At 72.8% G+C, this 21,369-nt stretch carries 22 protein-coding genes and 2 pseudogenes; 8 read left to right on the top strand and 16 right to left on the bottom strand.

Annotated elements, in window-relative coordinates:
- A partial coding sequence (locus M8J74_RS20550) for a PP2C family protein-serine/threonine phosphatase (protein WP_249837828.1) occupies positions 1 to 897 on the top strand: 897 nt, incomplete at its 5' end.
- A gap of 50 nt (positions 898 to 947) precedes the next feature.
- On the opposite strand, the gene M8J74_RS20545 is transcribed toward M8J74_RS20550, so the two are convergent.
- A complete protein-coding gene (locus tag M8J74_RS20545; protein ID WP_249837827.1) occupies positions 948 to 1,694 on the bottom strand; it encodes a DUF4097 family beta strand repeat-containing protein in 747 nt (248 codons plus the stop codon).
- A gap of 131 nt (positions 1,695 to 1,825) precedes the next feature.
- Here M8J74_RS20545 and M8J74_RS20540 point away from each other — a divergent pair, with 131 nt between their 5' ends.
- The gene (locus M8J74_RS20540; protein WP_200699863.1) at positions 1,826 to 2,035 is read left to right on the top strand and encodes a DUF4177 domain-containing protein; all 210 of its coding nucleotides are present in this window, start codon (positions 1,826 to 1,828) and stop codon (positions 2,033 to 2,035) included.
- A gap of 51 nt (positions 2,036 to 2,086) precedes the next feature.
- On the opposite strand, the pseudogene M8J74_RS20535 reads toward M8J74_RS20540, so the two are convergent.
- From M8J74_RS20535 to M8J74_RS20510, 6 genes and pseudogenes are all read right to left on the bottom strand, one after another.
- Positions 2,087 to 2,278, bottom strand: a pseudogene (locus tag M8J74_RS20535) (P1 family peptidase); the annotation flags it as partial.
- A 49-nt stretch (positions 2,279 to 2,327) separates the two neighbouring features.
- Complete coding sequence (locus tag M8J74_RS20530) at positions 2,328 to 3,164, bottom strand: lysozyme (protein WP_249837826.1); 837 nt, start codon at positions 3,162 to 3,164, stop codon at positions 2,328 to 2,330.
- 93 nt (positions 3,165 to 3,257) lie between these two features.
- Positions 3,258 to 4,181 carry a PfkB family carbohydrate kinase gene (locus M8J74_RS20525; protein WP_249837825.1) on the bottom strand — a complete coding sequence of 308 codons (924 nt, stop codon included), beginning with the start codon at positions 4,179 to 4,181 and terminating at the stop codon, positions 3,258 to 3,260.
- Positions 4,182 to 4,277: 96 nt separating this feature from the next.
- Positions 4,278 to 5,186: a peptidoglycan-binding domain-containing protein gene (locus M8J74_RS20520; protein WP_249837824.1), complete on the bottom strand. Its 909-nt coding sequence runs from the start codon at positions 5,184 to 5,186 to the stop codon at positions 4,278 to 4,280.
- 227 nt (positions 5,187 to 5,413) lie between these two features.
- Positions 5,414 to 6,040: a phosphatase PAP2 family protein gene (locus M8J74_RS20515; RefSeq protein ID WP_249837823.1), complete on the bottom strand. Its 627-nt coding sequence runs from the start codon at positions 6,038 to 6,040 to the stop codon at positions 5,414 to 5,416.
- On the bottom strand, positions 6,037 to 7,413 hold the full coding sequence (locus M8J74_RS20510) for a diacylglycerol/lipid kinase family protein (RefSeq protein WP_372500219.1): 1,377 nt from the start codon (positions 7,411 to 7,413) through the stop codon (positions 6,037 to 6,039). Before M8J74_RS20510 ends, M8J74_RS20515 begins: the two co-directional genes overlap by 4 nt.
- Positions 7,414 to 7,609: 196 nt before the next feature.
- Here M8J74_RS20510 and M8J74_RS20505 point away from each other — a divergent pair, with 196 nt between their 5' ends.
- The gene (locus M8J74_RS20505; protein WP_249837822.1) at positions 7,610 to 8,482 is read left to right on the top strand and encodes an SCO6745 family protein; all 873 of its coding nucleotides are present in this window, start codon (positions 7,610 to 7,612) and stop codon (positions 8,480 to 8,482) included.
- A gap of 368 nt (positions 8,483 to 8,850) precedes the next feature.
- Here the strand turns inward: M8J74_RS20505 and M8J74_RS20500 are convergent, their stop codons facing one another.
- Entirely contained in the window at positions 8,851 to 10,047 is a 1,197-nt protein-coding gene (locus M8J74_RS20500) for an amidohydrolase (protein ID WP_249837821.1), read from the bottom strand.
- 178 nt (positions 10,048 to 10,225) lie between these two features.
- Between M8J74_RS20500 and M8J74_RS20495 the strand changes: the two genes are divergently transcribed.
- Entirely contained in the window at positions 10,226 to 10,792 is a 567-nt protein-coding gene (locus tag M8J74_RS20495) for a hemerythrin domain-containing protein (protein ID WP_249837820.1), read from the top strand.
- A gap of 78 nt (positions 10,793 to 10,870) precedes the next feature.
- Here M8J74_RS20495 and M8J74_RS20490 read toward each other — a convergent pair whose 3' ends face one another.
- The 7 genes from M8J74_RS20490 to M8J74_RS20460 all read right to left on the bottom strand — a co-directional run bounded on the left by M8J74_RS20490 (position 10,871) and on the right by M8J74_RS20460 (position 17,474).
- Positions 10,871 to 11,398 (bottom strand): hypothetical protein, encoded by a 528-nt coding sequence (locus M8J74_RS20490; RefSeq protein ID WP_249837819.1) that lies wholly within the window; start codon positions 11,396 to 11,398, stop codon positions 10,871 to 10,873.
- 197 nt (positions 11,399 to 11,595) lie between these two features.
- The gene (locus M8J74_RS20485; protein WP_249837818.1) at positions 11,596 to 11,835 is read right to left on the bottom strand and encodes a hypothetical protein; all 240 of its coding nucleotides are present in this window, start codon (positions 11,833 to 11,835) and stop codon (positions 11,596 to 11,598) included.
- Positions 11,836 to 11,895: 60 nt separating this feature from the next.
- Positions 11,896 to 12,336 carry an Lrp/AsnC family transcriptional regulator gene (locus M8J74_RS20480; RefSeq protein ID WP_249837817.1) on the bottom strand — a complete coding sequence of 147 codons (441 nt, stop codon included), beginning with the start codon at positions 12,334 to 12,336 and terminating at the stop codon, positions 11,896 to 11,898.
- A gap of 83 nt (positions 12,337 to 12,419) precedes the next feature.
- A complete protein-coding gene (locus M8J74_RS20475) occupies positions 12,420 to 13,769 on the bottom strand; it encodes a transaminase (RefSeq protein ID WP_249837816.1) in 1,350 nt (449 codons plus the stop codon).
- Between the two features lie 286 nt (positions 13,770 to 14,055).
- Complete coding sequence (locus M8J74_RS20470; RefSeq protein ID WP_249837815.1) at positions 14,056 to 15,591, bottom strand: PucR family transcriptional regulator; 1,536 nt, start codon at positions 15,589 to 15,591, stop codon at positions 14,056 to 14,058.
- Between the two features lie 103 nt (positions 15,592 to 15,694).
- Positions 15,695 to 16,879, bottom strand: coding sequence for a GDSL-type esterase/lipase family protein (locus M8J74_RS20465; protein ID WP_249837814.1), 1,185 nt, complete (start codon positions 16,877 to 16,879; stop codon positions 15,695 to 15,697).
- A 16-nt stretch (positions 16,880 to 16,895) separates the two neighbouring features.
- On the bottom strand, positions 16,896 to 17,474 hold the full coding sequence (locus tag M8J74_RS20460; protein ID WP_249837813.1) for a TetR/AcrR family transcriptional regulator: 579 nt from the start codon (positions 17,472 to 17,474) through the stop codon (positions 16,896 to 16,898).
- Positions 17,475 to 17,546: 72 nt separating this feature from the next.
- On the opposite strand from M8J74_RS20460, the gene M8J74_RS20455 reads away from it, so the two are divergent.
- The 4 genes from M8J74_RS20455 to M8J74_RS20440 all read left to right on the top strand — a co-directional run bounded on the left by M8J74_RS20455 (position 17,547) and on the right by M8J74_RS20440 (position 20,908).
- On the top strand, positions 17,547 to 18,041 hold the full coding sequence (locus M8J74_RS20455) for an FBP domain-containing protein (protein ID WP_249837812.1): 495 nt from the start codon (positions 17,547 to 17,549) through the stop codon (positions 18,039 to 18,041).
- Positions 18,042 to 18,050: 9 nt separating this feature from the next.
- Positions 18,051 to 18,671, top strand: coding sequence for an L-threonylcarbamoyladenylate synthase (locus tag M8J74_RS20450; protein ID WP_249837811.1), 621 nt, complete (start codon positions 18,051 to 18,053; stop codon positions 18,669 to 18,671).
- A 120-nt stretch (positions 18,672 to 18,791) separates the two neighbouring features.
- Positions 18,792 to 19,547, top strand: a complete 756-nt coding sequence (locus tag M8J74_RS20445) for a dienelactone hydrolase family protein (protein WP_249837810.1) — start codon at positions 18,792 to 18,794, stop codon at positions 19,545 to 19,547.
- A 161-nt stretch (positions 19,548 to 19,708) separates the two neighbouring features.
- Entirely contained in the window at positions 19,709 to 20,908 is a 1,200-nt protein-coding gene (locus M8J74_RS20440; RefSeq protein WP_249837809.1) for a glycoside hydrolase family 64 protein, read from the top strand.
- Positions 20,909 to 20,973: 65 nt separating this feature from the next.
- On the opposite strand, the pseudogene M8J74_RS20435 reads toward M8J74_RS20440, so the two are convergent.
- Positions 20,974 to 21,369 (bottom strand): annotated as a pseudogene (locus M8J74_RS20435) (hypothetical protein); the annotation flags it as partial.

The following is a 21,369-nucleotide window of genomic DNA, read 5'->3' as shown; positions in this document are numbered from 1 at the left end:
GCCGGGTCGCTGCTGGCCCGCGCCGGAGTCCACTCGTACCTCGCGGTGCCGCTGATCGCGCACGGCGAGGTGATCGGCGCCCTCGACCTCAAGCGCACCAGCAATCCGATCCCCTTCGACGAGGACGACGTCGTCCTCGCCACCGAACTGGCCGGACGCGCGGCCGTGGCCATCGACAACGCCCGCTGGTTCCAGAGCGTGCGCAACACCGCCCTCACCCTGCAGCGCAGTCTCCTGCCCGACCATCCGCCGGAGCACTCGGGCCTGGAGCTCGCCTCCCGCTACCAGCCCGCCCAGGCCACCAGTGAGGTCGGCGGCGACTGGTACGACGTCATTCCGCTGAGCGACGACAAGACCGCCCTGGTCGTCGGGGACGTCATGGGCAACGGCATCGACGCGGCCGCCACCATGGGCCGGCTGCGCACCGCCACCTGCGCCTACGCCGACCTCGATCTCGCCCCCGCCGACGTGCTCCAGCACCTCGACAAGATCACCTGCGATCTGGAGCACTACATCGTCACCTGCCTCTACGCCGTCTACGACCCCCGCACGAGGCTGTGCCACCTCGCCAACGCCGGGCACATGCCGCCCGCGATCGGCCACCCCGGCCGCGCCCCGGAGCTGCTCGACCTGCCCTCCGGCGCGCCGCTCGGCGTCGGCGGCGTGGCCTTCGAGGCCTCCACCGTCCGGCTCGACCCCGGTGACCTGCTGGTGCTCTACACCGACGGACTCGTCGAGACCCGGCAGCACCCCATCGACGACCGGCTCGACGTCCTGCTGGGCTTCCTCGACGAGCCCCAGCGCCCCCTGGAGGAGACCTGCGACCTCCTGCTCTACGGTCTGCGCCACCCCGACGACCACGACGACGTCGCACTGCTGATCGCCCGGGCCGTCTAGACACCAAGTGGCCTCGACAGGACGGCAGTTGACGCCCACGCCGCGCCGGTTCAGCCGAGGCGGGCCTCGACGTCGCCGTTGACGGTGGTCAGTGTCATGTCGGGGCCCCCACTCCCCTTGCTCGCCGGGACGTTCGTGGTGGCACGGCCGTTGTCGGTGTCCGCCGTGACCCGGTAGGCGGGGGCGTCGTGGGGGACGGTGACGTCGACCGAGCCGTTGGTGGTCGTCGCCGTCACGCTCGACGGTGCCGTGGCGCAGGCGAGGACCACGTCCCCGTTGGTGGTCGCCGCCCGTACGCGTGCGGCGTCGAGGCCCGTCACGCGCACGGAGCCGTTGCGGGTGGCCAGCCGCACGGGCGCGTCCGCGCGTCCTGAACGGGTCACCGTCATGTCGCCGTTGACGGTCGCCAGGTCCAGTGCGGCGGCGACGCCCGCGGCGTCGATGCCCGCGTTGCGGGCGCTGACGGTGACGCTCAGGCCGTCCGGCACCCGCACGGCGGGCATGCGCGGACACGAGCCGTCGGTCCCCTTGCCGTCGCGGCACGACAGGTCCAGGGTCCAGGTGCGGCCCCGGTGGGACCACTCGGCGTGGACGCGGTCGTCGACGGTGACCCGGTGGCCGTCGGTGGGGCGCAGCCGTAGCCCGTTGTCGGTGGTCACCACGAGACGGCCGCCCGGTACGCCCGTGGCGAGAGCCGGGGAGGCGGCGTCTCCGTGGCCGCCGCACGCCGCGGCGACCGGGAGCACGGTCAGTGTGAGGGCCAGGGACAGGACCCGCCTTGTCGTCGTCGCCTTCATGTGCGTACGACTGCCCCCGCATCGCCTCGTCATGGCCGGCACCCCCGGCGCAGGCCCGCGTCCCACCGTGATTGGCTTGGCCCCGTCACCGCGACCGATCCGCGGTTCCGGAGAGACAGAAGGACGCAGCCATGAGTCAGGCGTACGAGTACAAGGTCGTCACCTTCCGGGAGTCGCTCATCGGCGACGCGCTGGACAGCGACAAGCTGGAGAAGACGCTCAACAAGCAGGCGGAGGACGGCTGGCAGCTGAAGGCCATCACCTCCGCCGACGTCAAGGGCCGCATCGGCCCCGGGGCCGTCGAGGGCCTGCTCCTCACCTTCGAACGGCCGCGAGCGTAACTGCCTGGTCCGCGGCGGTCATCGGCGCAACAGATCGAGCGGCGCCGCCGCGGGCACGATCGCGGTCACGCCGCTGTGCACCCGCGGCGGCCGCTGCAGCGTCGTGTGACCGACACGGACGCCGGGCACGTCCGTGAGCGCAATGTGCGGCCCGGCGGGCAAGTCGCCCACGCCCGGCCCGAGTTCACGGGCCCTGCGCGGGCGAGGGGGTGACGGGGGCGGATCCGGTGCGGGCACGCGCATGACCGGCACCCTGGCTCCGCCGCCCGGCACCCCCGCGGCACGACGCCGCTCAGTCGTCGGCGAACTGCCGCAGCTTGTCGGCGGAGCCGTTGAACTTGTCGTGGTCGCCGACCGTCTGCCCCGACGAGGTGTACTGCCACATCGTGTACGACGACCAGCCCGCCGGCAGCTCCCCGACGGTCGAGGCGTACCGGGCCACCCACAGGGGGTTGGAGCCGAAGCCGGTGTAGTCGCCGGTGCAGCTGGACCACCACGAGGTGGAGGTGTAGACGACGGCGTCGCGGCCCGTGCGGGAGCGGTAGCGGTTCAGGAAGTCCCGGATCCACGAGACCATGCCGCTCTTCGACTTGCCGTAGCAGGAGTCGCCGTAGGGGTTCCACTCGATGTCGAGGGCTCCGGGCAGGGTGCGTCCGTCGCCGGACCAGCCGCCGCCGTGGTCGACGAAGTAGTCGGCCTGTGCGGTGCCACTGCCGGAGTCGGGGGTGGCGAAGTGGTAGGCGCCGCGGATCATGCCGGTGTCGTGGGCACCGCCGTACTGCTGGTCGAAGTAGGGGTTCCGGTAGGACGTGCCTTCCGTGGCCTTGGTGTAGGCCCATGTGACGCCGTTGCTCCACAAGGTGGACCAGGCGACCTCGCGCTGATGGCTGGAGACGTCGACGCCCTCGGTGTGGACGGCGCGCGTCGTGGGGGGCGAGCCGTCGGGGCCGACGGCGATTCCGTCGTGGGCCATGATGCCCATGCCCATGTAGGCGGTGCCGCGCTCGGGTATGGACTCGGCGGAGGCCGGGGTGGCCGTCAGGGCGGACGAGAGGGCGAGGAGGCCGGTCAGGGAGGCGACGAGGCGCCGGCGTGCGCGGCCGTGCTGAGCGGATATGGATCTTCGCATGCCATCCATCTGACCCTCGGTGGCCGGGCACCGCACGTCACGTACGCCCTGGCGGGGCAGAGACCCCTCTCGCCGCCGCGGGCCGCCCGGCGTTCAGCCGTCCCGCAGCCACGCCCGCGTGCCGAAGGACGCGCAGGCCCGGGTGGCCGTGGCGGCCGCGGCACGCAGCGCCTCGACGAACCCCTCCGCCGTGATCGGGCCCCGCAGCGCGAGCTGATGGGCGAGGGCGCCGTGCAGGACGTCGCCCGCGCCCAGGGTGTCCACGACACGGACCTGCGGCACGTCCACCGTGCCCCCGCCGTCGGGGCCTTCCCACACGAGGGGTTCCGCTCCCCCGCTGACCGCCGCCCAGGCGACGCCGCGCTCCCGCAGGAACCGCAGGGTGTCCGCCGGTGTGCCGGCCCCTGGCGGCTTGAAGTCGCGCGAGCAGACGGCCACGTCGATCGACGACAGCAGGGCCGGCGTGCCCTCCTTCCAACTGCCGCCGTCGAAGAGGGTGGTGCGGCCGGTCTCCCGGGCACGGCGGGCGGTGGCCACGGCCAGTTCCATGTGGTGACCGTCGAACTCCACGAGATCACAGCCGGCCAGCAGCACGTCGAGGTCGTGGGGTGGCACGAGACGGTGGCCGGCGGCGTTGGTGGAGGCGACCGCCCGGTCCCCGGTCGACGCGGTCACCAGGACGGACGACACCGCGGGCGGTTCGGGCGAGTCGGCCGCCAGGTCGGACACGGTCACGCCGAGCCGGCGCAGGTCCGTCGCGACACCGGCCCCGAGCGGATGGGCTCCGACGGCGGTCAACAGCGTGGCGGAGCCGCCGAGATGATGGAAGGTCACGGCCGCGTTCGTGGCCGGACCGCCGGCCGCGACCTGCTGTTGACGGGCCGTCACTTTCTCGTTGGGACCCGGCGCGTGATCGACGAGCTGGATGACGTCCAGCGTGCACAGACCGACGAACAGCCCCGCCGGACGCCTCTCGCCACCGGCTCCGCCCACCAGCACCTCCTGCCGCCCGGACACGGCGTCAGTGTACGAAGCGGCGCCGGGCCGGAGCCGGGGACGACACCCCCGGCGACGGAGCCGAGGGGCGGGCGCCGTCGCCGGCCGGGGCCGCCGTCACGGCTCCTTGGTCTCCGACTCGAGTGAGGCCCGGGTCGCCGTGCCGTAGACGCCGGGCTCGTCCTGGAGGATGACGCGGGTGAACTGGTAGCCGCGGACCGCGTTCTCCACGTCGCTGTCGAACGTGCCGTCGGCGGGGCCGTCGTAGTAGCCGACCTGCCGCAGCCGCAGTTGGAGTTCCACGACTTCCGGGCCCTTGTCGCCGAGGCGGAGGACGGGTGGGCGGCCGCCGGACTCGGTCGGCGCGGGGGCGCCGGTGGCGGTGGCGGTGGCCGTGGGTGTTCCGCTCGGGGTGCCCGAACGGGTGGGGGTGGCCGGGCCGTCGCTCGCGGTGGCGCTGGGCGATGAGCTCGGTGTCGTGGACGGCCGCGCCGAGGAGGCCGTGGCCGACGGCTGCCCGGAAGCCGGACCGCTCGCGGAAGGCCGCTGGTCCGGCAGGCCCGCCCGGACGCCGTCCGCCACGGAGTCCTTCCGTGCGGGGCTGTCGTACCAGAAGATGCCTCCGACGACTCCGCCCGTCACCAGGACGGCCGCCGCGGCGCCCACGCCCGTGACCAGCAGCGCCCGGGATCGCCGGCGGCGGGCCGGGGACGCGTCGCCCGACGACGGCGGGAGCGGCTCCGTCGGCTCGTCACCTGCCGTGAGCAGGTCGTCGAACTCTCCCGGAAGGCCGGGGTGCTGAGCGGTTCGGTCGGGTCCGGACCCGTCGGCCGGTCCGGCCACGACGTCGATCTCGACGTACGGCCGTATGCGCACCGGGTCGAAGTCCTCCGCGGCCGCCGCCTCGACCGTGCGCGTCTCGCTGCGGACGTCGGCGGCGCGGAGCGTGCAGGAGCAGGTCGGAGTGCCGTCCGCCGCCCGGGGTTCGCCGCACTCGGGGCAGCCGGGACCCGCCTGTTCACTCACACGTGCATCCTCTCCGTACCGGCTCCAGATCCTAGACAGGATTCCCACACGGAATCTTCAAGATCTCCCGGAACTCGGAAGCGGAGCGTCCGCAGGGGCGAGATACGGCCATGGCGCGAAGGCCCCGACAGGGCCTGCGGTCCGCGCGGGTACGGCGATACCGCAGGACTGCCACGTCGGCGAGTGGTGAGTGACGGTTAAACCTTTGACCAGAACTTGCCCCTGGGTTATTTCCGGGATGCCTTGAACGGCGCGAGCGCGGACGGCCGGATGGTGCTGAGCCCGTCCCAGCGGGCGGCCGTCAGGACCGCGGAGGCGGCACCGGTTCCGAGCACGGCGCCGGCGATGACGTCGCCCGGGTAGTGCACTCCGGTGTGCACGCGCGAGTAGCCCACGGCGCAGGCCAGCAGCCCGAGGGGCACGGTCGCGGCCGGGAACGCGGTGCCGACGGTGGCGGCGAAGGCGACCGCCGAGGCCGTGTGACCGGAGGGGAAGGAGGCGGATTCCGGCATGGGCACGTGCCGTCCGGGGAACGGCGAGTCCTCTGCGCGGTGCGGCCGCGGACGCCGTACCAGGCGCTTGCCGAGCAGGTTGGCCGTCGCCGAGGCGAGACCGATCGCCGCGACCCCGAGGGCCGCGGCGCGGCGCGAGCTGCCCGGCCACAGGGCCAGGGCTCCGGCGACCGCGAACGAGATCTTGGAGTGGTCGGCCGCCGCGGACAGCCGCCGCAGGGCGACGTCCAGCGTGGGCGTGCTGGTGACCGTCACGGCCTCGTAGAGCGCCTGGTCGAGGGCGGCGAGATCGTGCAACAGGCCTCGCGGCACTCGTTGTTCGCGCGGCGGGCAGTCGGTCATCGCTGTGCTCCTGGTTCCTTTTCGCGTGGGTCGGGGGTTCGGTCGAAGGCGAGGCGCACCACCCGTCGCCAGTCGACGGACGGTGCGATGTACGGGGCACCGGGGCGGTGCCTGGGCACACGTACCCGCAGAGCGCCCGGCCGCACCCGGCACACCACCGGTGAGGGCAGGGTGAGCGCCTCTCCGTCCACGGCCACCGGGATGAGTTCGTCGTCGGACTCGATCACGACCCGGCGGGACGTCAGCGAGGTGATGCCGCTGGCCCGCTCACCGCGCAGGGCGAGTTCGGCGGCGCGTGCCGCGCTCTCCACCCGCACCGCGATCACTCCGAGGCTGCCGGTGTCGAGCCGCGGCCTGCGGCCGACAGCGAGCGGATCGGCGCGGGCGTAGGGGTTGTTGCTGACGAGCACGGCCTGCGGGGCCTCCACGACCTCGTCGTCCGTCCGGGCCGTCAGCGGGGCCGCCGCGTCGCCGGTCAGCAGGTCCGGCAGCTGCTCGAGCGCCGTGGCCGCCTTGGCGTCCCGGTACTCCGGGCTCTGCACGATCTGCGCGTACGTCCCGAACGAGGCCGTGTTGACGAACGGCAGGCCGCCCACCTCCCCCAGGTCGACGCGGAGCTCCACCCCGTCGGTCAGGGCGTCCAGGCTCTTCGACGGATCGTCGCGGTCCAGGCCGAGGTCCATGGCGAAGTGGTTGCGGGTCCCGGCGGCCACGACCACGAACGGCAGCCCGTGTTCCGCGGCCACGCTCGCCACCAGGGCCTGGGTGCCGTCGCCGCCCGCCGCGCCGAGCAGGTCGGCGCCCTCGGCGACCGCCTCACGGGCCAGCGCCGCGGGGTCGGGCGCGGTGTCGAGGTCGAGGAGGATCACCCGGGCGCCCAGCGCCTCGGCCCGTTCCACCAGGCCGAACTGACCGACCTTTCCGCCGCCCGAACGCGGGTTCATGATGAACACGGCGCGCCGGAAGGGCCGGGCCGAGCGGTGGCGCATGCCGTGCGGTGAGCGCAGCCGCCGCAGGGCGCTTCTGGCGCAGGCCACCGCGGTGGTCCATGCCGCGACGGCGGCCACGGCCACCACCCACAGGCCCGAGACCGCGTACAGCACGAGGACGCCGATCGGCGCACCGATCGCCAGCAGGGCGCCGAAGAAGCGGGCCAGTCCGCGGTGCGCCAGGGCCCACCACAGGCCCGCGCCGGCCAGGCCCAGCCCGGCCAGGCCCAGCAGGAGGATCAGCCACTGGCCGGCTCCGGCCAGCACGGCCGCGAGGGCGCCGCCCACGCAGAGCAGGGCGAACCGGGCCATGGCGCGCGCCGACAGGGGTGTTCTGCCGGAGCCGTCCGGCTCCGCCGCACTCGTCGTTCGGGTCGCGTTCAATGTCGATTCCCGTCACGGCTGGATCGGACAGTCGTCGTCGAGCGGGTGAATGGCCTGCACCGCGAAGTGGATCAAGAATACAGGCCGGGCGTTTCCGCCACGAGGCTATCCCGATTCCAGGAACCGCTTGTTATGACGGCTGTCATGACAGATGCTGCCTCCTGAGCGGACAAGCGGGCGAGCGGGAGGTACCGGCATGGTGACGCAGGCGGCACGGGCCATGTGGGAGCGGTTCGAACCGGTCCACGACCTCGTGTACTTCGCGCCCGAGGCCCGCCAGGCCGCGGACGGACTCGGGATGCGCGGGTTCTGGATGGGGTACTTCGCGCTGCGCGCGGCACCCCTGGGGCCGGTGTCCGCCCCGGTCGTCACCGCGTGCTTCTACGTCTTCCACCCCGACCGGGTGGCGCGGGCCCTGCCGGACGCCTGGCGGTACGCCGCTCCGGGCGACGTCCTCGACGCACGGGAACAGGTGATGGATACGGCCATGACGCGTCTGCTCGGCACCGACGTCGTCTCCTCGGCGTGGATGACGGAGGCGGCGGACCTGGCGTGGCGGGCGGCCGAGGCCGCGGACACGGCAGGCCGGCCGCTGGCCGCCGCCAACCAGGCCCTCGACCGGCCCCGGCAACCTCACACCAGGCTCTGGCAGGCCCTGACCACGCTGCGGGAGCACCGGGGCGACGGCCATGTCGCCACCCTGGTCGGCCACGGCGTCGCCCCCGTGGAGGCGATGGTGCTCAAGGCGGCCGCCGGGGAGTCCGACGCGGCGCTGCTGCGGGAGGGCCGCAAGTGGGACTCGGCTGACTGGGGGGCGGCCGAGGCGCAGCTGCGGGAGCGTGGCTGGCTCGACGAGGCCGGGACCCTGACCCCGGCGGGTGTCACCGGGCGCGCGGCGATCGAGGCGCAGACGGACGCGGTGGCAGAGGCGCCGTGGAAGGCCCTGGGCCAGGACGGCACCGCCCGCCTGGCCGACCTGCTCGACCCGCTGGCCACCACGGTCGCCACGTCCGGCCTCCTCCCCCACGGCAACCCGGTCGGGGTCACCCACGCGGGGACGGGCGGGTGAGGCCACACCGCCGTGGCCGACGGCAGCGTCATCGCGGGGCGGCAACGGCAACTGCCGCCGCGCCCGGCGCGTGAGCGATGCCGAGGCCGCACCGCCGTGCCCGACAGCAGCCTCATCGCGCGGCGGCGACGGCAACCCCGCCGGGCCGACGACGCGTGGGCGATGGCCTCCCGGCGGGGCCGGCGACGGCACGCCGGCCGCGGAGCGCACGCGTGCGATAGCCCCACACTCGCCTCAACACGCTGCCCGGCCGCACAACGCAGGCGTACCCCGGCAACGCCCGCGCTTCGGACCCGCTCCCCTCAGCAAAGGGCACCCGCGACGCACCGGTCACGGTGACCCGGCACCGCTCGTGCCCTTTGCGCCGGTCACCCCACCGGCGCGACGGTGTGGCGTTCGTGTTCGGACCAGGCTCGGTCGCGCAGATCCGGGGAGAGCAGGAGTTCCACCGCCGTGCAGGCGAGGGCTTCCGTGGCCGCCAGCATCACGCGGCGGCCGCGGTCGGACGCCGCCGCGGCCGCGAACTCGGAGGTGTGGTCGGAGCCGTCCTCGCCCATGACGGCGACGAAGGGGTGGATCGCGGGGACGCGGCCGCTGACGTTGCCGATGTCGGAGGAGCCCAGGAACACGCCGGGCTGCGGAGGCGTGAGGTCGATGCCCGCGCGGGACAGGTGGTGGGCGAACCGCCCGGAGAGGACGCCGCTGTCGCGGAAGTGCTCGTAGCGGGGCGTGGCGCGTTCCACCGTGACGGTCGTGTCGGTCGCCCGGGCCACCCCGTGCGCGCAGGTCAGCAGCTCGCCCGCGAGGTCCTCCAGACCGGCGGTCGTCGCGGCGCGCAGCCCGAAGAGCCCTTCGGCGTACTCGGGAACGATGTTCGTCGCCCGGCCGCCGTCGGTGATGATGCCCTGGACGTGCGAGCCCTGCGGCAGCCGCCGCTCGACGACCGCGAGGGTGTTGAACAGCTGGATGAGCGCGGCGAGGGCGTCGATGCCCTCGGTCGGGTTGCCGGTGGGGTGCGCGGCGCGCCCGTGGAAGCCGACGCGGTACTGCGCCTGGGCGGTCAGCGGCGCCCACCGCCAGTCGTGGACCCCCGGATGGAACATCAGCGCGGCGTCGAGGTCGTCGAAGACGCCCGCGTCCGTCTCGATGACCTTGCCGCCCCCGCCCTCCTCGGCGGGCGTCCCCACGGCCCACACGGTGCCGTCCCCGTCGCCCAGCACGGCCCTGGCCGCGAGGGCGGCTCCGAGACCGGCCGCTGCGATGAGGTTGTGGCCGCAGGCGTGCCCGAGCCCGGGCAGGGCGTCGTACTCGAGCAGCAGGGCGACGGCGGGGCGCCGGGGCGTTCCCGACCGGGCGGCGAACGCGGTGGGCAGACCGGCCAGGTCGCGCTCGACGGTGAACCCCTCCCGTTCGAGTTCGCCGCTCAGCAGCTCGGCCGCCCGGTGTTGCGCGAACGCGTACTCGGGATCGCCGTGCAGCGTCCGCGCCGTCTCCCACAGCCGGTCCGCCCGTACGGCCACCTCGCCCGCCACTCGTCCGACCGCCTCGTCCACAGCGTGCCCCACGTCGGCCTCCCCTTCGCCCTCCGCGTCGATGTCGTGGATCCGGGTTCCAAGGAGGAGGCACACCACACCAAGAGCACCGCTTCGGAAGCGGTGCGTTAGCTCGCCGGACGCCAGGGCACTCGACGGCCGTGGCGGATCCGGACCGGGAGCCGCCACTTCCTGGCTGGAGGTGAAGAGCATGGGACACGGCGGAAACGTCATCGACGAGCTGATGACCGACCATCGCGAGGTCGAGGAGATCTTCGGCCGGATCGAGGCCCTGCCGACGGGACACAAGGACCGCAAGGTGTACGCCGATCAGGCCACGATGGAGCTCATTCGGCACTCGGTCGCCGAGGAGGAGTACCTCTACCCGGCCGTGCGCGAGCACGTCGCGGGCGGGGACGCCATCGCGGACAAGGAGATCGAGGACCACTCCGAGGCCGAGCAGCTCATGAAGGACCTGGAGAGCTGCGAGGCGGACCAAGGTGAGTTCGACCGGCTCATCGGGAAGCTGATGACGGAGGTCCGTTCGCACATCGCCGACGAGGAGCAGAACCTGTTCCCGAAGCTGCGTGCCGCGTGTCCTCCGGAGGCGCTGGACAAGCTCGGCGACAAGATCCGTCAGGCCAAGAAGATGGCGCCGACCCGGCCCCACCCCTCCGCACCGGACACCCCTCCGGCGAACAAGCTTCTGGCGCCGGGGGCGGGCATGGTCGACCGGATGCGCGACGCGCTCAGCGGCCGCGGCAAGCTCGACCACTGACGCACGCCGCGCCGCGTCACGCCCGTGGGGGCCCGCCGTATGCACGGCGGGCCCCCACGGGCGTGCGTTTACGCCCCGTCAGGCGATGAGAGTCCGCCCGGGCTTGAGCAGGTCCATGAGCTGGTCCTCGTGGAGGGAGGCGACGGGAGCCAGCAGATCGGGGTGGCGCAGGAGGGCCGCGGCACGCCGGTCGGTGGCGTCGGGCGCGAGGAGGCGGCGGAAGCGGACCGGTGCCTCGGTGTCGTGGCCGCCCTCGGCGAGCGCGGTCACCGCGAGGCGGGCCAGCTCCGGGTCCGTCAGCAGGGCGGCCGCCCAGCTCGCCACGACCTCGTCGACCCAGGTGCGCCAGGCGTGCGCGTCGTCGCCGGAGTGCGCGCCGGCGTCGGCGCCCGTGATCCAGTCGAGCCGGCCGGACCCGCCGGGCCCGACGATGCCGATGAGCGCGGCGTCCGTCGGGGTCGGGTAGCGCAGCCACGCGGCGACCGTCACCGCCTGCCGTGCCTGTACCTCGCAGAGCGCGGAGGCGAGCGCGCCGCCGCTCGCCGGGTAGGCGCGCGTGAGCCATTCCGCGGTCGCGGCGATGAGCGGGGAGAGGTCAGTGAGCACTGCCGGCCGTCCGTACTGCGAGGGAGCTGTGCGAAGACGGTAACGTGCGGCCCCGCGCGACGACATGCCTCACGGCCGCCCGGACGCGTGGGATCGGCCACACCCGCGCCGGCCGGCTCCCCTGCCGCACACCGGACACGTCGAAGGCCCGGCGCCGTGGCGTGCACGGCGTCCGGGCCCGGTGCGGGCGGCGTCGATCAGCCGCCGTCGAGACGTGCGCGCAGCAGGTTCTTGCCGAGTTCGGCGCCCTTGCGGCTGTCCGCCTGCGCCTTGCGGAACAGGTCGGCCACCTCGCTGTCCTTCTCGCGCTCGGCGTACTGGATGCAGCCCTCCAGGCGCAGGGCGTTGCTCAGGCACGCCTCGACGTACCAGATGAGGTTGTAGTCCTTGTCCGGCGTACCGGTCACGCCGCCGGTCTCCGTACTGCTGGTCGTCAAGGCCCTCCCCCAGCGGTTGTCGTTCCGGAGAGGTCCGGGTACCCGTCCCGCGCCGGGCAATCAGCCGACGTCCCAGAGGAATCGGTGCGTGTGGATGCCGAAGTACGGGAACGACTGGATCTGCCGGATGCCCTCGACGGGCCGTACGACGTCGTTGACGAAGTCCAGGAGTTCGCGCGGGCCTGGGGCGACCACCTCGGCGAACAGGTCGAAGCCGCCGGAGGTCAGCACCGCGTAGACGACCTCCTCGCGCCGGGCGAGTTCGTCGGCGACCGCGCGCGGGTCGCCGTCGACGGCGATGCCGAGCAGGGCCATGGCCTGCCCGCCCATGGCCATCGGGTCGGTGACGCCTACGACTTGGACGGTCTTGGTGTCCAGCAGCCGCTGCAGGCGCTGGCGGGCCGCCGACGCGGACAGGCCGACCTTGGGGCCGAGATCGGCGTAGGCGATACGGCCGTCGGTCTGCAGTTCGCGCAGGATGGCCCGGTCGATCTCGTCCACGTTCCTCGTTCTCCCTCGTCCGGTCGGCTCGTCCGACCCTATCCGCGGCGGCTAGTGGCTCCGGTCGGCCCGTGCGAGCGGGCTCAGGACACCAGCTCGTCCAGGGCGGCGGCGAAGTGCTCGGTGTGGGTGTCGACGTCCTGCTCGGTGGTGTCGGGGCACATGAGGGCCATGTTGTGGAACGGGGTCAGGAGGATGCCCCGGTTGGCCAGGTAGAGATGGAGGAAGTCCTCCAGGAGGGCGTCGGCGGCGGCCGCGGACTCGGTGCCGGTGCGCGGCGCCGGGGAGGCGAAGCGGTACTCGGTGCGGGCGCCGAGGCGGCTGACCGTCCAGGGCAGGCCGTGGGCGTCGATGCCCGCGCGGACGCCCGCCTCGAAACGCTCGGAGAGCTTCGACATGTGGGCGAACGCGTCGTCGGTCAGGACGTGTTCGAGGGTGGCGCGCATCGCGGCCACCGACAGGGCGTTGCCGGCGAGGGTGCCGCCGACGCCGCCCATGTCGATCAGGTCGAGGTCGGTGCGGCCCAGCAGCCGGTCGGCGAGTTCGGCGGACAGCCCATAGGCGCCGGCCGGGATGCCGCCGCCGATCGCCTTGCCGATGGTCAGCAGATCCGGGTCCAGGCCCCAGGCCGCGGTGCAGCCGCCGGGGCCGGCGGAGAAGGTGTGCGTCTCGTCGTTGATCAGCAGCGTGCCGTGACGGCGGGTCAGCTCGCGGACGCCTTCGAGGTATCCGGGCTCGGGCAGCACGATGCCGATGTTGGTCAGGGCCGGTTCCATGAGGACGGCGGCCACGTCGCCGTGGGCGAGTTCGCGCTCCAGCTGCTCCAGGTCGTTGAACTCGGCGACGCGGCTGGTGAGCGTGACGTCGCACGGGGCGCCGACGTTGCCGGGGCGAGCCTCTCCCCGGCCGTCGGGGCCGACCACGATGAGGGACTCGTCGACGCTGCCGTGGTAGCTGTAGCTGTTGAAGAGGATCTTGGGGCGTCCGGTGACGGCGCGGGCGAGCCGGATCGCCCATCGGTTGGCGTCGGTCGCCGTCAGCGAGAAGCTCCAGCGGGCCAGTCCGAAGCGGCGGGTCAGCTCCGCGCCGACCCACTCGGCGTCCTCCGTCGGCAGCATCGCGGTGGCGCCGCCGAGATCGGTGAACCGGTGCTGGACGGCGTCGGCCACGGCCGCCGGCGAGTGCCCGGTCATCGCGCCCGTGTCGCCGAGGCAGAAGTCGATGTACTCGTGCCCGTCGATGTCAGTGACCCGGGCGCCCCGGGCGGCCGCCAGATAGCGCGGGAAGGAGCCGGCGGTCTTGTTCATCCACGTCATCGGCACCCGTCCGAAGAGGTGGTCGGCGCGCCCGTAGGCGTCCTTCGAACGCGGGCAGCGGCGCACGGCCTCCGCCGTCTCGCGGGCCAGCAGGTCCTGCAGGCGGGAGCGGTCCATGGTTCACCTCGGGGCGTGGGGCGGCGCGAACAGTCGAACAACCGGACCGTACGACGGAAAGAGTGGCCAGAGCAAGGGTCCACAACTGATTCATGCGCAGCCACGATCGAATCACGCGCCACAAGGGCAGTGCACGGCGCTGGAGAGGCACGCCCGCACCGGCCCGGAAACGCACGAAGGGCGCGACCAGTCCCCCGTCCCGGTCGCGCCCTGCTGTCTACCGAACTTACGTGACCTGCGGATCCGTCCGGTACCGCATCCGTGCCCGCTGTGAGCACCGCGAGACTCACCCGTGCACAGGTGAGCCCGAATGGCCCCGCTTCGTACCGTGGAGGGGCGGCTCGTCCAGGTCGCCGAGCGCGAGGTGGGCGAGGACGACCTCGTAGAGGTCGCTGCCGCCGCTCAGGAGCTGGCGTTCGAGGACGCATTCCGCGCTGCGCACGTGGTCGCGGACGGTCTGCGCGTGCATGCCAAGGCACTGGGCCGCCCGCTCGGCATTGGCCCCGGCGGCGATCCAGGTGCGCAGGGTGCGCCGCAGGTCGCGGGCGTCCGCCTCCAGGCGGGTGAGCAGGTCGTGGGCCCAGGTACGCAGTGCCGCGCCGGCCAGCAGGTCGCCGAGCCGGGCCCGGTCGGCCTCGGCACGGTCGGGCCGGCGGTCGTCGTCGGCCAGGCCGACCTGGGTGTTGAGCGCGAGGTGGACGACGGCGCGGGCGGTGAGGTCGGAGAAGTCCGCGTCCAGCAGCGCCTCGACGCGCTCCATGCGGGCGCGGACGGTGTTGCGGCTGACGCCGAGGACCTTGGCGGCGCTCACGGCCGTGAACTCCAGGCCGAGCCGGGAGGTGGCCAGCAGCTCGGCACGGGTGTGGTGGGCCAGGGTGTCGAGCGGTCCCAGCAGCGAGGCGGTCCACGCACGCAGCACGGAGGGGTCCATCAGGCGTTCGGGGTGGGTGCGTTCGGCGTAGACGGCCTGCCTGTCGGGGCGGAAGCGGGCCACGGCGAGTGCGCTGACGGCCTGTCCGTACGCGGTGGCGGTGCGGGCGAGGCTGTGCGGTGCGCTGCCGCCCAGGAGCAGGCCGGGCTTTCGCGCCGTGAGGGAGCGCAGGGCGTCGGCGGCGGCGTCGTGCGGGGCCAGGACGATCACGTGGGCGTCCATCGCGGGGCAGCGCACCACCAGCGCCCGCTCCCGGGTGGCGTCGAGACACTCCTCGGCGATGTGGTCGCGCTCCCCCACATCGCCCTCCAGGACGTACACGCACGCGGTGTCCGTGTCGAGCAGGCCGGGCCACAGACCGGCGGCCACGCGGCGCGCGGAGACGGTGTCCTCCACCATCAGCAGTTGCAGGATCGCCAGACGCAGGTCGGAGGTGGCCCGCCGGAGCCGCCGGGCCGCCCGCGTCGTCTCGCGCGCCCGGAGCAGGAGTGCGAGGACCTGCGCGGTGTGGGTGACGACGTCCGAGGCCCGCCGGTCGAAGGGGGTCGTGCGCGACACCGCCAGGACGCCGGCGGTGCCGGGGTGGGGCAGCTCGACGCCGACCAGACGCAGGTGGCGGCCGGGGTCGCCCCAGGCGGCGGAGGCGATGCGGCCCGCGGTGATGTCGGTGACCAGATCAGGGTCGAGCGGGACCGGTGTTCCGGCGAGGAGGGTGCCGTCGCCGTCGTGCAGACAGGCGGCCCCCCGCACGGTTCGGGCGAGCCAGGCGACGACCCGGTGCACGTCGTCGCGCCCGCCGGGCCGCAGCAGTTCGAGCAGTTCCCGCGCCCAGGAGGCGTCGGCGGCGCCCGTCGTCCGCGCGGGACGGGCGTCGTCCGTCGGGCCAGTCATGTCGCCCTTCTCCTCGTGCATCGCGTCGGCCTCGGCATGTCGCGGGGACGTTACCCCACGGGTGCCCGAGCGCCGTATGCGTGCCGTCCCGCCGCGCCGGGATTCAGGTCCCGCTCTTGCCGAAGGCGCCGTCCTCGGCGAAGACCAGGTCGGCGAAGCGTTCGCCGATGCGCCGATGGGCGGCCGCGTCCGGGTGGAGGTCGTCGGGCAGGGGCAGTTCGGCGTGGTCGGCCTCGCCGTACAGGCTGCGGCCGTCGAGGTGGAAGAGGTGCGGGTCGTCGGCGGCGCGCTGCTCGACGATCCGGGCCAGTTCCTCACGGATGACGGTCAGCGTCAGCTTCCCGCTGTCCCGCTCCGCCGGGTCCCCCGCCGCCTGGAAGCGGAGGCGGCCGGCGCTCAGCGCGCTCATGTCCCAGGCGGTGGGGCCCGGTGTGTCCTCGTGGATGGGGCACAGGATGGGCGAGACGACCAGCAGGGGCGTGGTGGGGTGGCCCTCGCGGATGGTGTCGAGGAAGCCGTGGACCGCCGGGGTGAAGGCGCGCAGCCGCATCACGTCGGCGTTGACCACGTTGATGCCGAGTTTGACGCTGATCAGGTCCGCGGGCGTGTCGCGCAGGGTGCGGGCGGTGAAAGGGTCGAGGAGGGCGCTGCCGGCCAGGCCCAGGTTGATCAGTTCCACACCGGCGAGCGAGGCGGCGAGGGCGGGCCAGGTGGTGGTGGGGCTCGCGGCGTCGGAGCCGTGGCTGATCGAACTGCCGTGGTGGAGCCAGACCTTGCGGCCGTGGTCCGGCGCGGGTTCGACGGGGGCGTTCGTGCGCAGGGCCACGAGCCTGGTGGTCTCGTTGTGCGGGAGCCAGATCTCGATGTCCTTGAGGCGGTCGGGCAGGTCCGTGAAGCGGAGGGTGCCGGGCTCGCCGGATCGCAGTTCGGTGCCGCCCGTGCTCATGTCGATGGTGACGGTGTCACCGCCCGCCACGGATGCCTGACCGGCCGGGCGGCCGTCGACGAGGAGGTCGTACAGGCCGTCGGGGCGGGCCGGCGCGCCGGTGTAGGCGCGTTTGAGGGGCAGGGCGTCGAGTTCGACGGCGGTGGCCCGGGTGCGGAAGACCAGCCGGACGCCGGACGGCTGGGACTCCGCCATCGCCAGCTGCCCGTCGTCGTACTGGGCCCGCGCCCAGGCGGGCAGCCGGTGCGGCAGCAGACCGCGCTCGGTGTGCTCCACGTCGATCGCGCCGCGCAGCAGTTCCGCGGTGACGGGCGTGGTGATCCAGTCGTGCTCGGTGTCCATGTCCTCAGCCTGTCGATCAAGGGGTGGGGGTGGCGGGCCAGTTGCGCAGCAGAACGTCCAGGGCGTCCAGGACGCGCGTCCAGGACTCCTCGGAGCCGGGGGCGCTGTGGCTGAAGCCGCCGGCGGTCTCCAGACTCGAATAACCGTGGAAGACGCTGCCCAAAAGCCGTACGGCGTGCGTCTGTTCCGGTTCAGCGAGGTCGTAGCCCCGCAGGATCGCCCGTGTCATGCGGGCGTGACGGACGCCCGCGCTCGCGGCGGCCGTCTCCGAATCGAGGGGGAACCGGGCCGCGGTCGCGCGCCCGGGGTGTTCGCGGCCGTAGTCGCGGTAGGCGTTCGCGAAGGCCACCAGGGCGTCCTTGCCCGCCCGGCCGGCCACCGCGTCGGCCGCCCGGTCGGCGAGTTCCTCCAGGGCGAACAGGGCGATGCGGGTCTTGAGGTCCTGGGAGTTCCTCACGTGCGAGTACAGGCTCGCGACCTTCACGTCGAAGCGCCGGGCCACCTCCGAGACGGTCACCTGCTCGAACCCGACCTCGTCGGCGAGCTCCGCTCCCGCCCGGACCACGCGTTCCGTGGTCAGCCCCGCACGTCCCATGATCAGCCCTCTTCCCTCGCCTGCATCGATTATGCGTTTGCCTAAAACCTTTAGGCAAATTAGCGTGGCCTTATGGAACCGCTGACCGAGCAAGAGATCCGCGCCGCCTTCGTGAACTGCACCAAGGGCGAGGCGAAGCGGCTGCACGTACCGCGCGACCTGGCCGACCGCCCCTGGGAGGACCTGGACTACCTCGGCTGGCGCGACCCCCAGGCGCCCGACCGCGCCTACCTGGCCGCCGCACTGGACGCGCGCCCCGTGGCCGTCGTGCTGCGCACCTCCTCCGCCGGCTCGTGGCAGACGCGGCGCAGCATGTGCTCGATATGCCTGACCGTCCATTCCGGCGGCGTGTCGCTGATGGTGGCGCCGAAGGCGGGCAAGGCCGGGCAGCAGGGCAACTCGGTCGGCGCCTACCTCTGCGACGACCTCGCCTGCTCGCTGTACGTGCGCGGCCGGAAGGACGCGGGCGCCGGCGCGCGGATGCACGAGACGATCACGCTGGAGGAGAAGATCCGTCGCACCGTGGCGAACCTCGCCGCGTTCGTCGCCAAGGTGCGCACGGCATAAGCTCAGCGGATGGCGAAGTACTACGACGTGCACCCCGACAACCCCCAGCCGCGCACCATCTCACAGGTCGCGGAGAGCATCCGGTCGGGTGCGCTCATCGCGTATCCGACCGACTCCTGCTACGCGCTCGGCTGCCGGCTCGGCAGCCGTGACGGGATCGAGCGGATCCGCACCATCCGCCACCTGGACGACCGGCACCATTTCACCCTGGTGTGCCAGGACTTCGCGCAGCTCGGCCAGTTCGTGCGGATCGACAACGACGTGTTCCGCGCCATCAAGGCGTCGACGCCCGGGAGTTACACCTTCATCCTGCCGGCGACCCGGGAGGTGCCGCGCATGCTGCAGCACCCGAAGAAGAAGACGGTCGGCGTCCGCATCCCCGACCATGTCGTCACCCAGGCCCTGCTGGCCGAGCTCGGCGAGCCCCTGCTGTCCAGCACGCTCCTCCTGCCCGACGAGGAGGAGCCGATGACGCAGGGCTGGGAGATCAAGGACCGGCTCGACCATGTGCTCGACGGGGTGGTGGACTCCGGGGAGTGCGGCACCGAACCGACCACCGTCATCGACTTCTCCGGCGGCGAGGCCGAGATCATCCGGCGGGGCGCCGGCGACGTCACACGGTTCGAATAGGCCGCCCCGCTTCGGCCGGGGGCCCTGTCGGCCAGGTCGGTGGTGCGTGCAACGATGGCCGGGCCCGGCCCGTGGGGCCGGACAGTTGGCCGTCGCCGAGCACGCAGAGAGGCACCCCCCATGACCTCCGTACAGGGAACAGCCGTCGACATCACCACCGAGGACGGCGTCGCGGACGCCTTTGTGGCGCATCCCGACGACAGCCTGCCGCACCCCGGCGTCCTGCTCTACATGGACGCCTTCGGCCTGCGCCCGCACCTGGAGTCGATGGCCCGCCGGCTGGCCGAGGCCGGCTACACGGTGCTGGTGCCCAACGTCTTCTACCGGCACGGCCGTTCACCGGTGTTCGACCTGCCGGAGTTCATCGACCCCGCGGCCCGGCCGCAGATCTGGGAGCAGGTCGCGCCGGTCATGATGTCCCACACCCCGGACCTCGCCAAGCGGGACGCCGGCGCGTATCTGCGGTGGCTGGCGGACTCCCCGCTGGTGGCCGCGGGCAAGGTCGCCGTGACCGGCTACTGCATGGGCGCACGCCTGGCCCTGTACACGGCCGGCACCTACCCGGACCGGGTCGCGGCGATGGCCGGTTTCCACGGCGGTCACCTCGCCACGGACGCGCCGGACAGCCCGCACACGGTGATCCCGGACGTCACCGCCGAGGTGTACTTCGGCCACGCCGACGAGGACCCCTCCATGTCGCCCGAGCAGCAGCAGCGGCTGGAGGAGGCGCTGACGGCGGCGGGCGTGCGCCACCGGTGCGAGGTCTATCCGGGCGCGCACCACGGGTACACGCAGGCGGACACGGCCGCCTACGACAAGGAGGGCGCGGAGCGGCACTGGGCCGCGCTGCTCGACCTCCTGGGACGCACCTTCTGACACGTCGCCCCGGGCGCCCGCCGGTTCGTCCGGCGGGCGCCCGGTCATTTCCCGCACGGCGAATTTGTTGACATGCACGCAACCTGGATGTCACTTTGAGAGCGCTCTCAGAAACAGGTACGGACCAACCCCTCGAGTGACCCCACACACGGAGGTGGAGCGTGCGTCACAAGCTCCTTCGACGGCTGTCGGCCCCCACAGCCGCAGCCGCACTGATCGCCGCGGCGATCGCCGTCCAGTCGCCCTCGACGGCCGAGGCGGCCGTCCCCGCGACGATCCCGCTGAAGGTGACCAACAACTCGGGCCGCGGCGACGCGGTCTACGTCTACACGATCGGCACCCTGCTCTCCACGGGCCAGCAGGGCTGGGCGGACGCGAGCGGCGCCTTCCACGCGTGGCCCGCCGGCGGCAACCCGCCGACCCCCGCGCCGGACGCGTCGATCCCGGGGCCCGCCGCCGGCCAGTCGAAGACGATCCGGATCCCCAAGTTCTCCGGCCGGATCTACTTCTCCTACGGCCAGAAACTCGTGTTCAAGCTGACCACCGGCGGACTGGTGCAGCCCGCGGTGCAGAACCCGAGCGACCCCAACCACGACATCCTCTTCAACTGGTCCGAGTACACCCTCAACGACTCCGGGCTGTGGATCAACAGCACGCAGGTCGACATGTTCTCCGCGCCCTACGCGGTGGGCGTGCAGCGGGCCGACGGCAGCACGGCCTCCACCGGTCACCTCAGGTCGGGCGGGTACAACGGCGTGCTGAACGACCTGCGCGGCAGGTCCGGCGGCTGGGCGGGACTCATCCAGACCCGCTCCGACGGCACGGTGCTGCGCGCCCTGTCCCCGGGCCACGGGCTGGAGTCCGGAGCCCTGCCGGCGTCCGTCATGGACGACTACATCAACCGCGTCTGGCAGAAGTACGCCTCGTCGACCCTGACCGTCACCCCCTTCACCGACCAGCCGAACACCAAGTACTACGGCAAGGTCTCGGGCGGCGTCATGAACTTCACCAACGGCTCCGGCGCGGTCGTCACCAGCTTCCAGAAGCCGGACGCGGACAGCGTCTTCGGCTGCCACAAACTGCTCGACGCCCCCAACGACCAGGTGCGCGGACCCATTTCGCGCACCCTGTGCGCGGGCTTCAACCGCTCCACGCTCCTGACCAACCCCAGCCAGCCGGACAGCTCCTCGGCGAACTTCTACCAGGACGCGGTGACCAACCAGTACGCGCGCGCCATCCACGCGCAGATGGCCGACGGCAAGGCCTACGCGTTCGCCTTCGACGACGTCGGCAACCACGAGTCGCTCGTCCAGGACGGCAGCCCGCAGCAGGCGTATCTGACGCTCGACCCGTTCAGCTGACGGGGAAGGGTCTCATGGCAAAAGGGCCTCACCCACGGGGGTGAGGCCCTTTTGGTGCGAGGGGATCAGCCGGTCGTCAGGGCGGTGTCGTCCACGACGAAGCTGGTCTGCAGCGAGGAGTCCTCGACACCGCTGAACTTCAGGGTGACGGTCGAGCCCGCGAACGAGCTCAGGTTGAAGGACTTCTGCGCGTAGCCGGAGGCGGCGTTGAGGTTCGAGTACGTCGCCAGGGTGGTCGAACCGGCGGTGACCGTCAGCTTGTCGTACGCGGTGCTGCTGGTGGTCTCCGCGGTGTCGATGTGCAGGTAGAAGGTGAGCGTCGCCTTGCAGCCGCTCGGGATGGTCACCGACTGCGACAGGGTGTCGGTGTGCGTGGAGCCGTAGCCGTCCAGCCAGGCGTAGTACGAACCGCCGTGGGCGCTCTCACCGGTGGAGTTGGTGATGACCCCGCTGGTGGAGGA

The organism is Streptomyces panaciradicis (assembly GCF_023516615.1).
Classification (GTDB): domain Bacteria; phylum Actinomycetota; class Actinomycetes; order Streptomycetales; family Streptomycetaceae; genus Streptomyces; species Streptomyces panaciradicis.
This window is presented reverse-complemented; position numbering and strand designations above follow the sequence as displayed.

Coding starts and splice junctions, on each gene's coding strand:
- M8J74_RS20515 (WP_249837823.1), bottom strand. CDS start 6,040: ATGACCGACTGCCCGCCGCGCGAACAACGAGTGCCGCGAGGCCTGTTG.
- M8J74_RS20470 (WP_249837815.1), bottom strand. CDS start 15,591: ATGACTGGCCCGACGGACGACGCCCGTCCCGCGCGGACGACGGGCGCC.
- M8J74_RS20530 (WP_249837826.1), bottom strand. CDS start 3,164: ATGCGAAGATCCATATCCGCTCAGCACGGCCGCGCACGCCGGCGCCTC.
- M8J74_RS20505 (WP_249837822.1), top strand. CDS start 7,610: ATGGTGACGCAGGCGGCACGGGCCATGTGGGAGCGGTTCGAACCGGTC.
- M8J74_RS20460 (WP_249837813.1), bottom strand. CDS start 17,474: ATGGGACGTGCGGGGCTGACCACGGAACGCGTGGTCCGGGCGGGAGCG.
- M8J74_RS20450 (WP_249837811.1), top strand. CDS start 18,051: ATGGCGAAGTACTACGACGTGCACCCCGACAACCCCCAGCCGCGCACC.
- M8J74_RS20455 (WP_249837812.1), top strand. CDS start 17,547: ATGGAACCGCTGACCGAGCAAGAGATCCGCGCCGCCTTCGTGAACTGC.
- M8J74_RS20545 (WP_249837827.1), bottom strand. CDS start 1,694: ATGAAGGCGACGACGACAAGGCGGGTCCTGTCCCTGGCCCTCACACTG.
- M8J74_RS20495 (WP_249837820.1), top strand. CDS start 10,226: ATGGGACACGGCGGAAACGTCATCGACGAGCTGATGACCGACCATCGC.
- M8J74_RS20540 (WP_200699863.1), top strand. CDS start 1,826: ATGAGTCAGGCGTACGAGTACAAGGTCGTCACCTTCCGGGAGTCGCTC.
- M8J74_RS20475 (WP_249837816.1), bottom strand. CDS start 13,769: ATGGACCGCTCCCGCCTGCAGGACCTGCTGGCCCGCGAGACGGCGGAG.
- M8J74_RS20465 (WP_249837814.1), bottom strand. CDS start 16,879: ATGGACACCGAGCACGACTGGATCACCACGCCCGTCACCGCGGAACTG.
- M8J74_RS20445 (WP_249837810.1), top strand. CDS start 18,792: ATGACCTCCGTACAGGGAACAGCCGTCGACATCACCACCGAGGACGGC.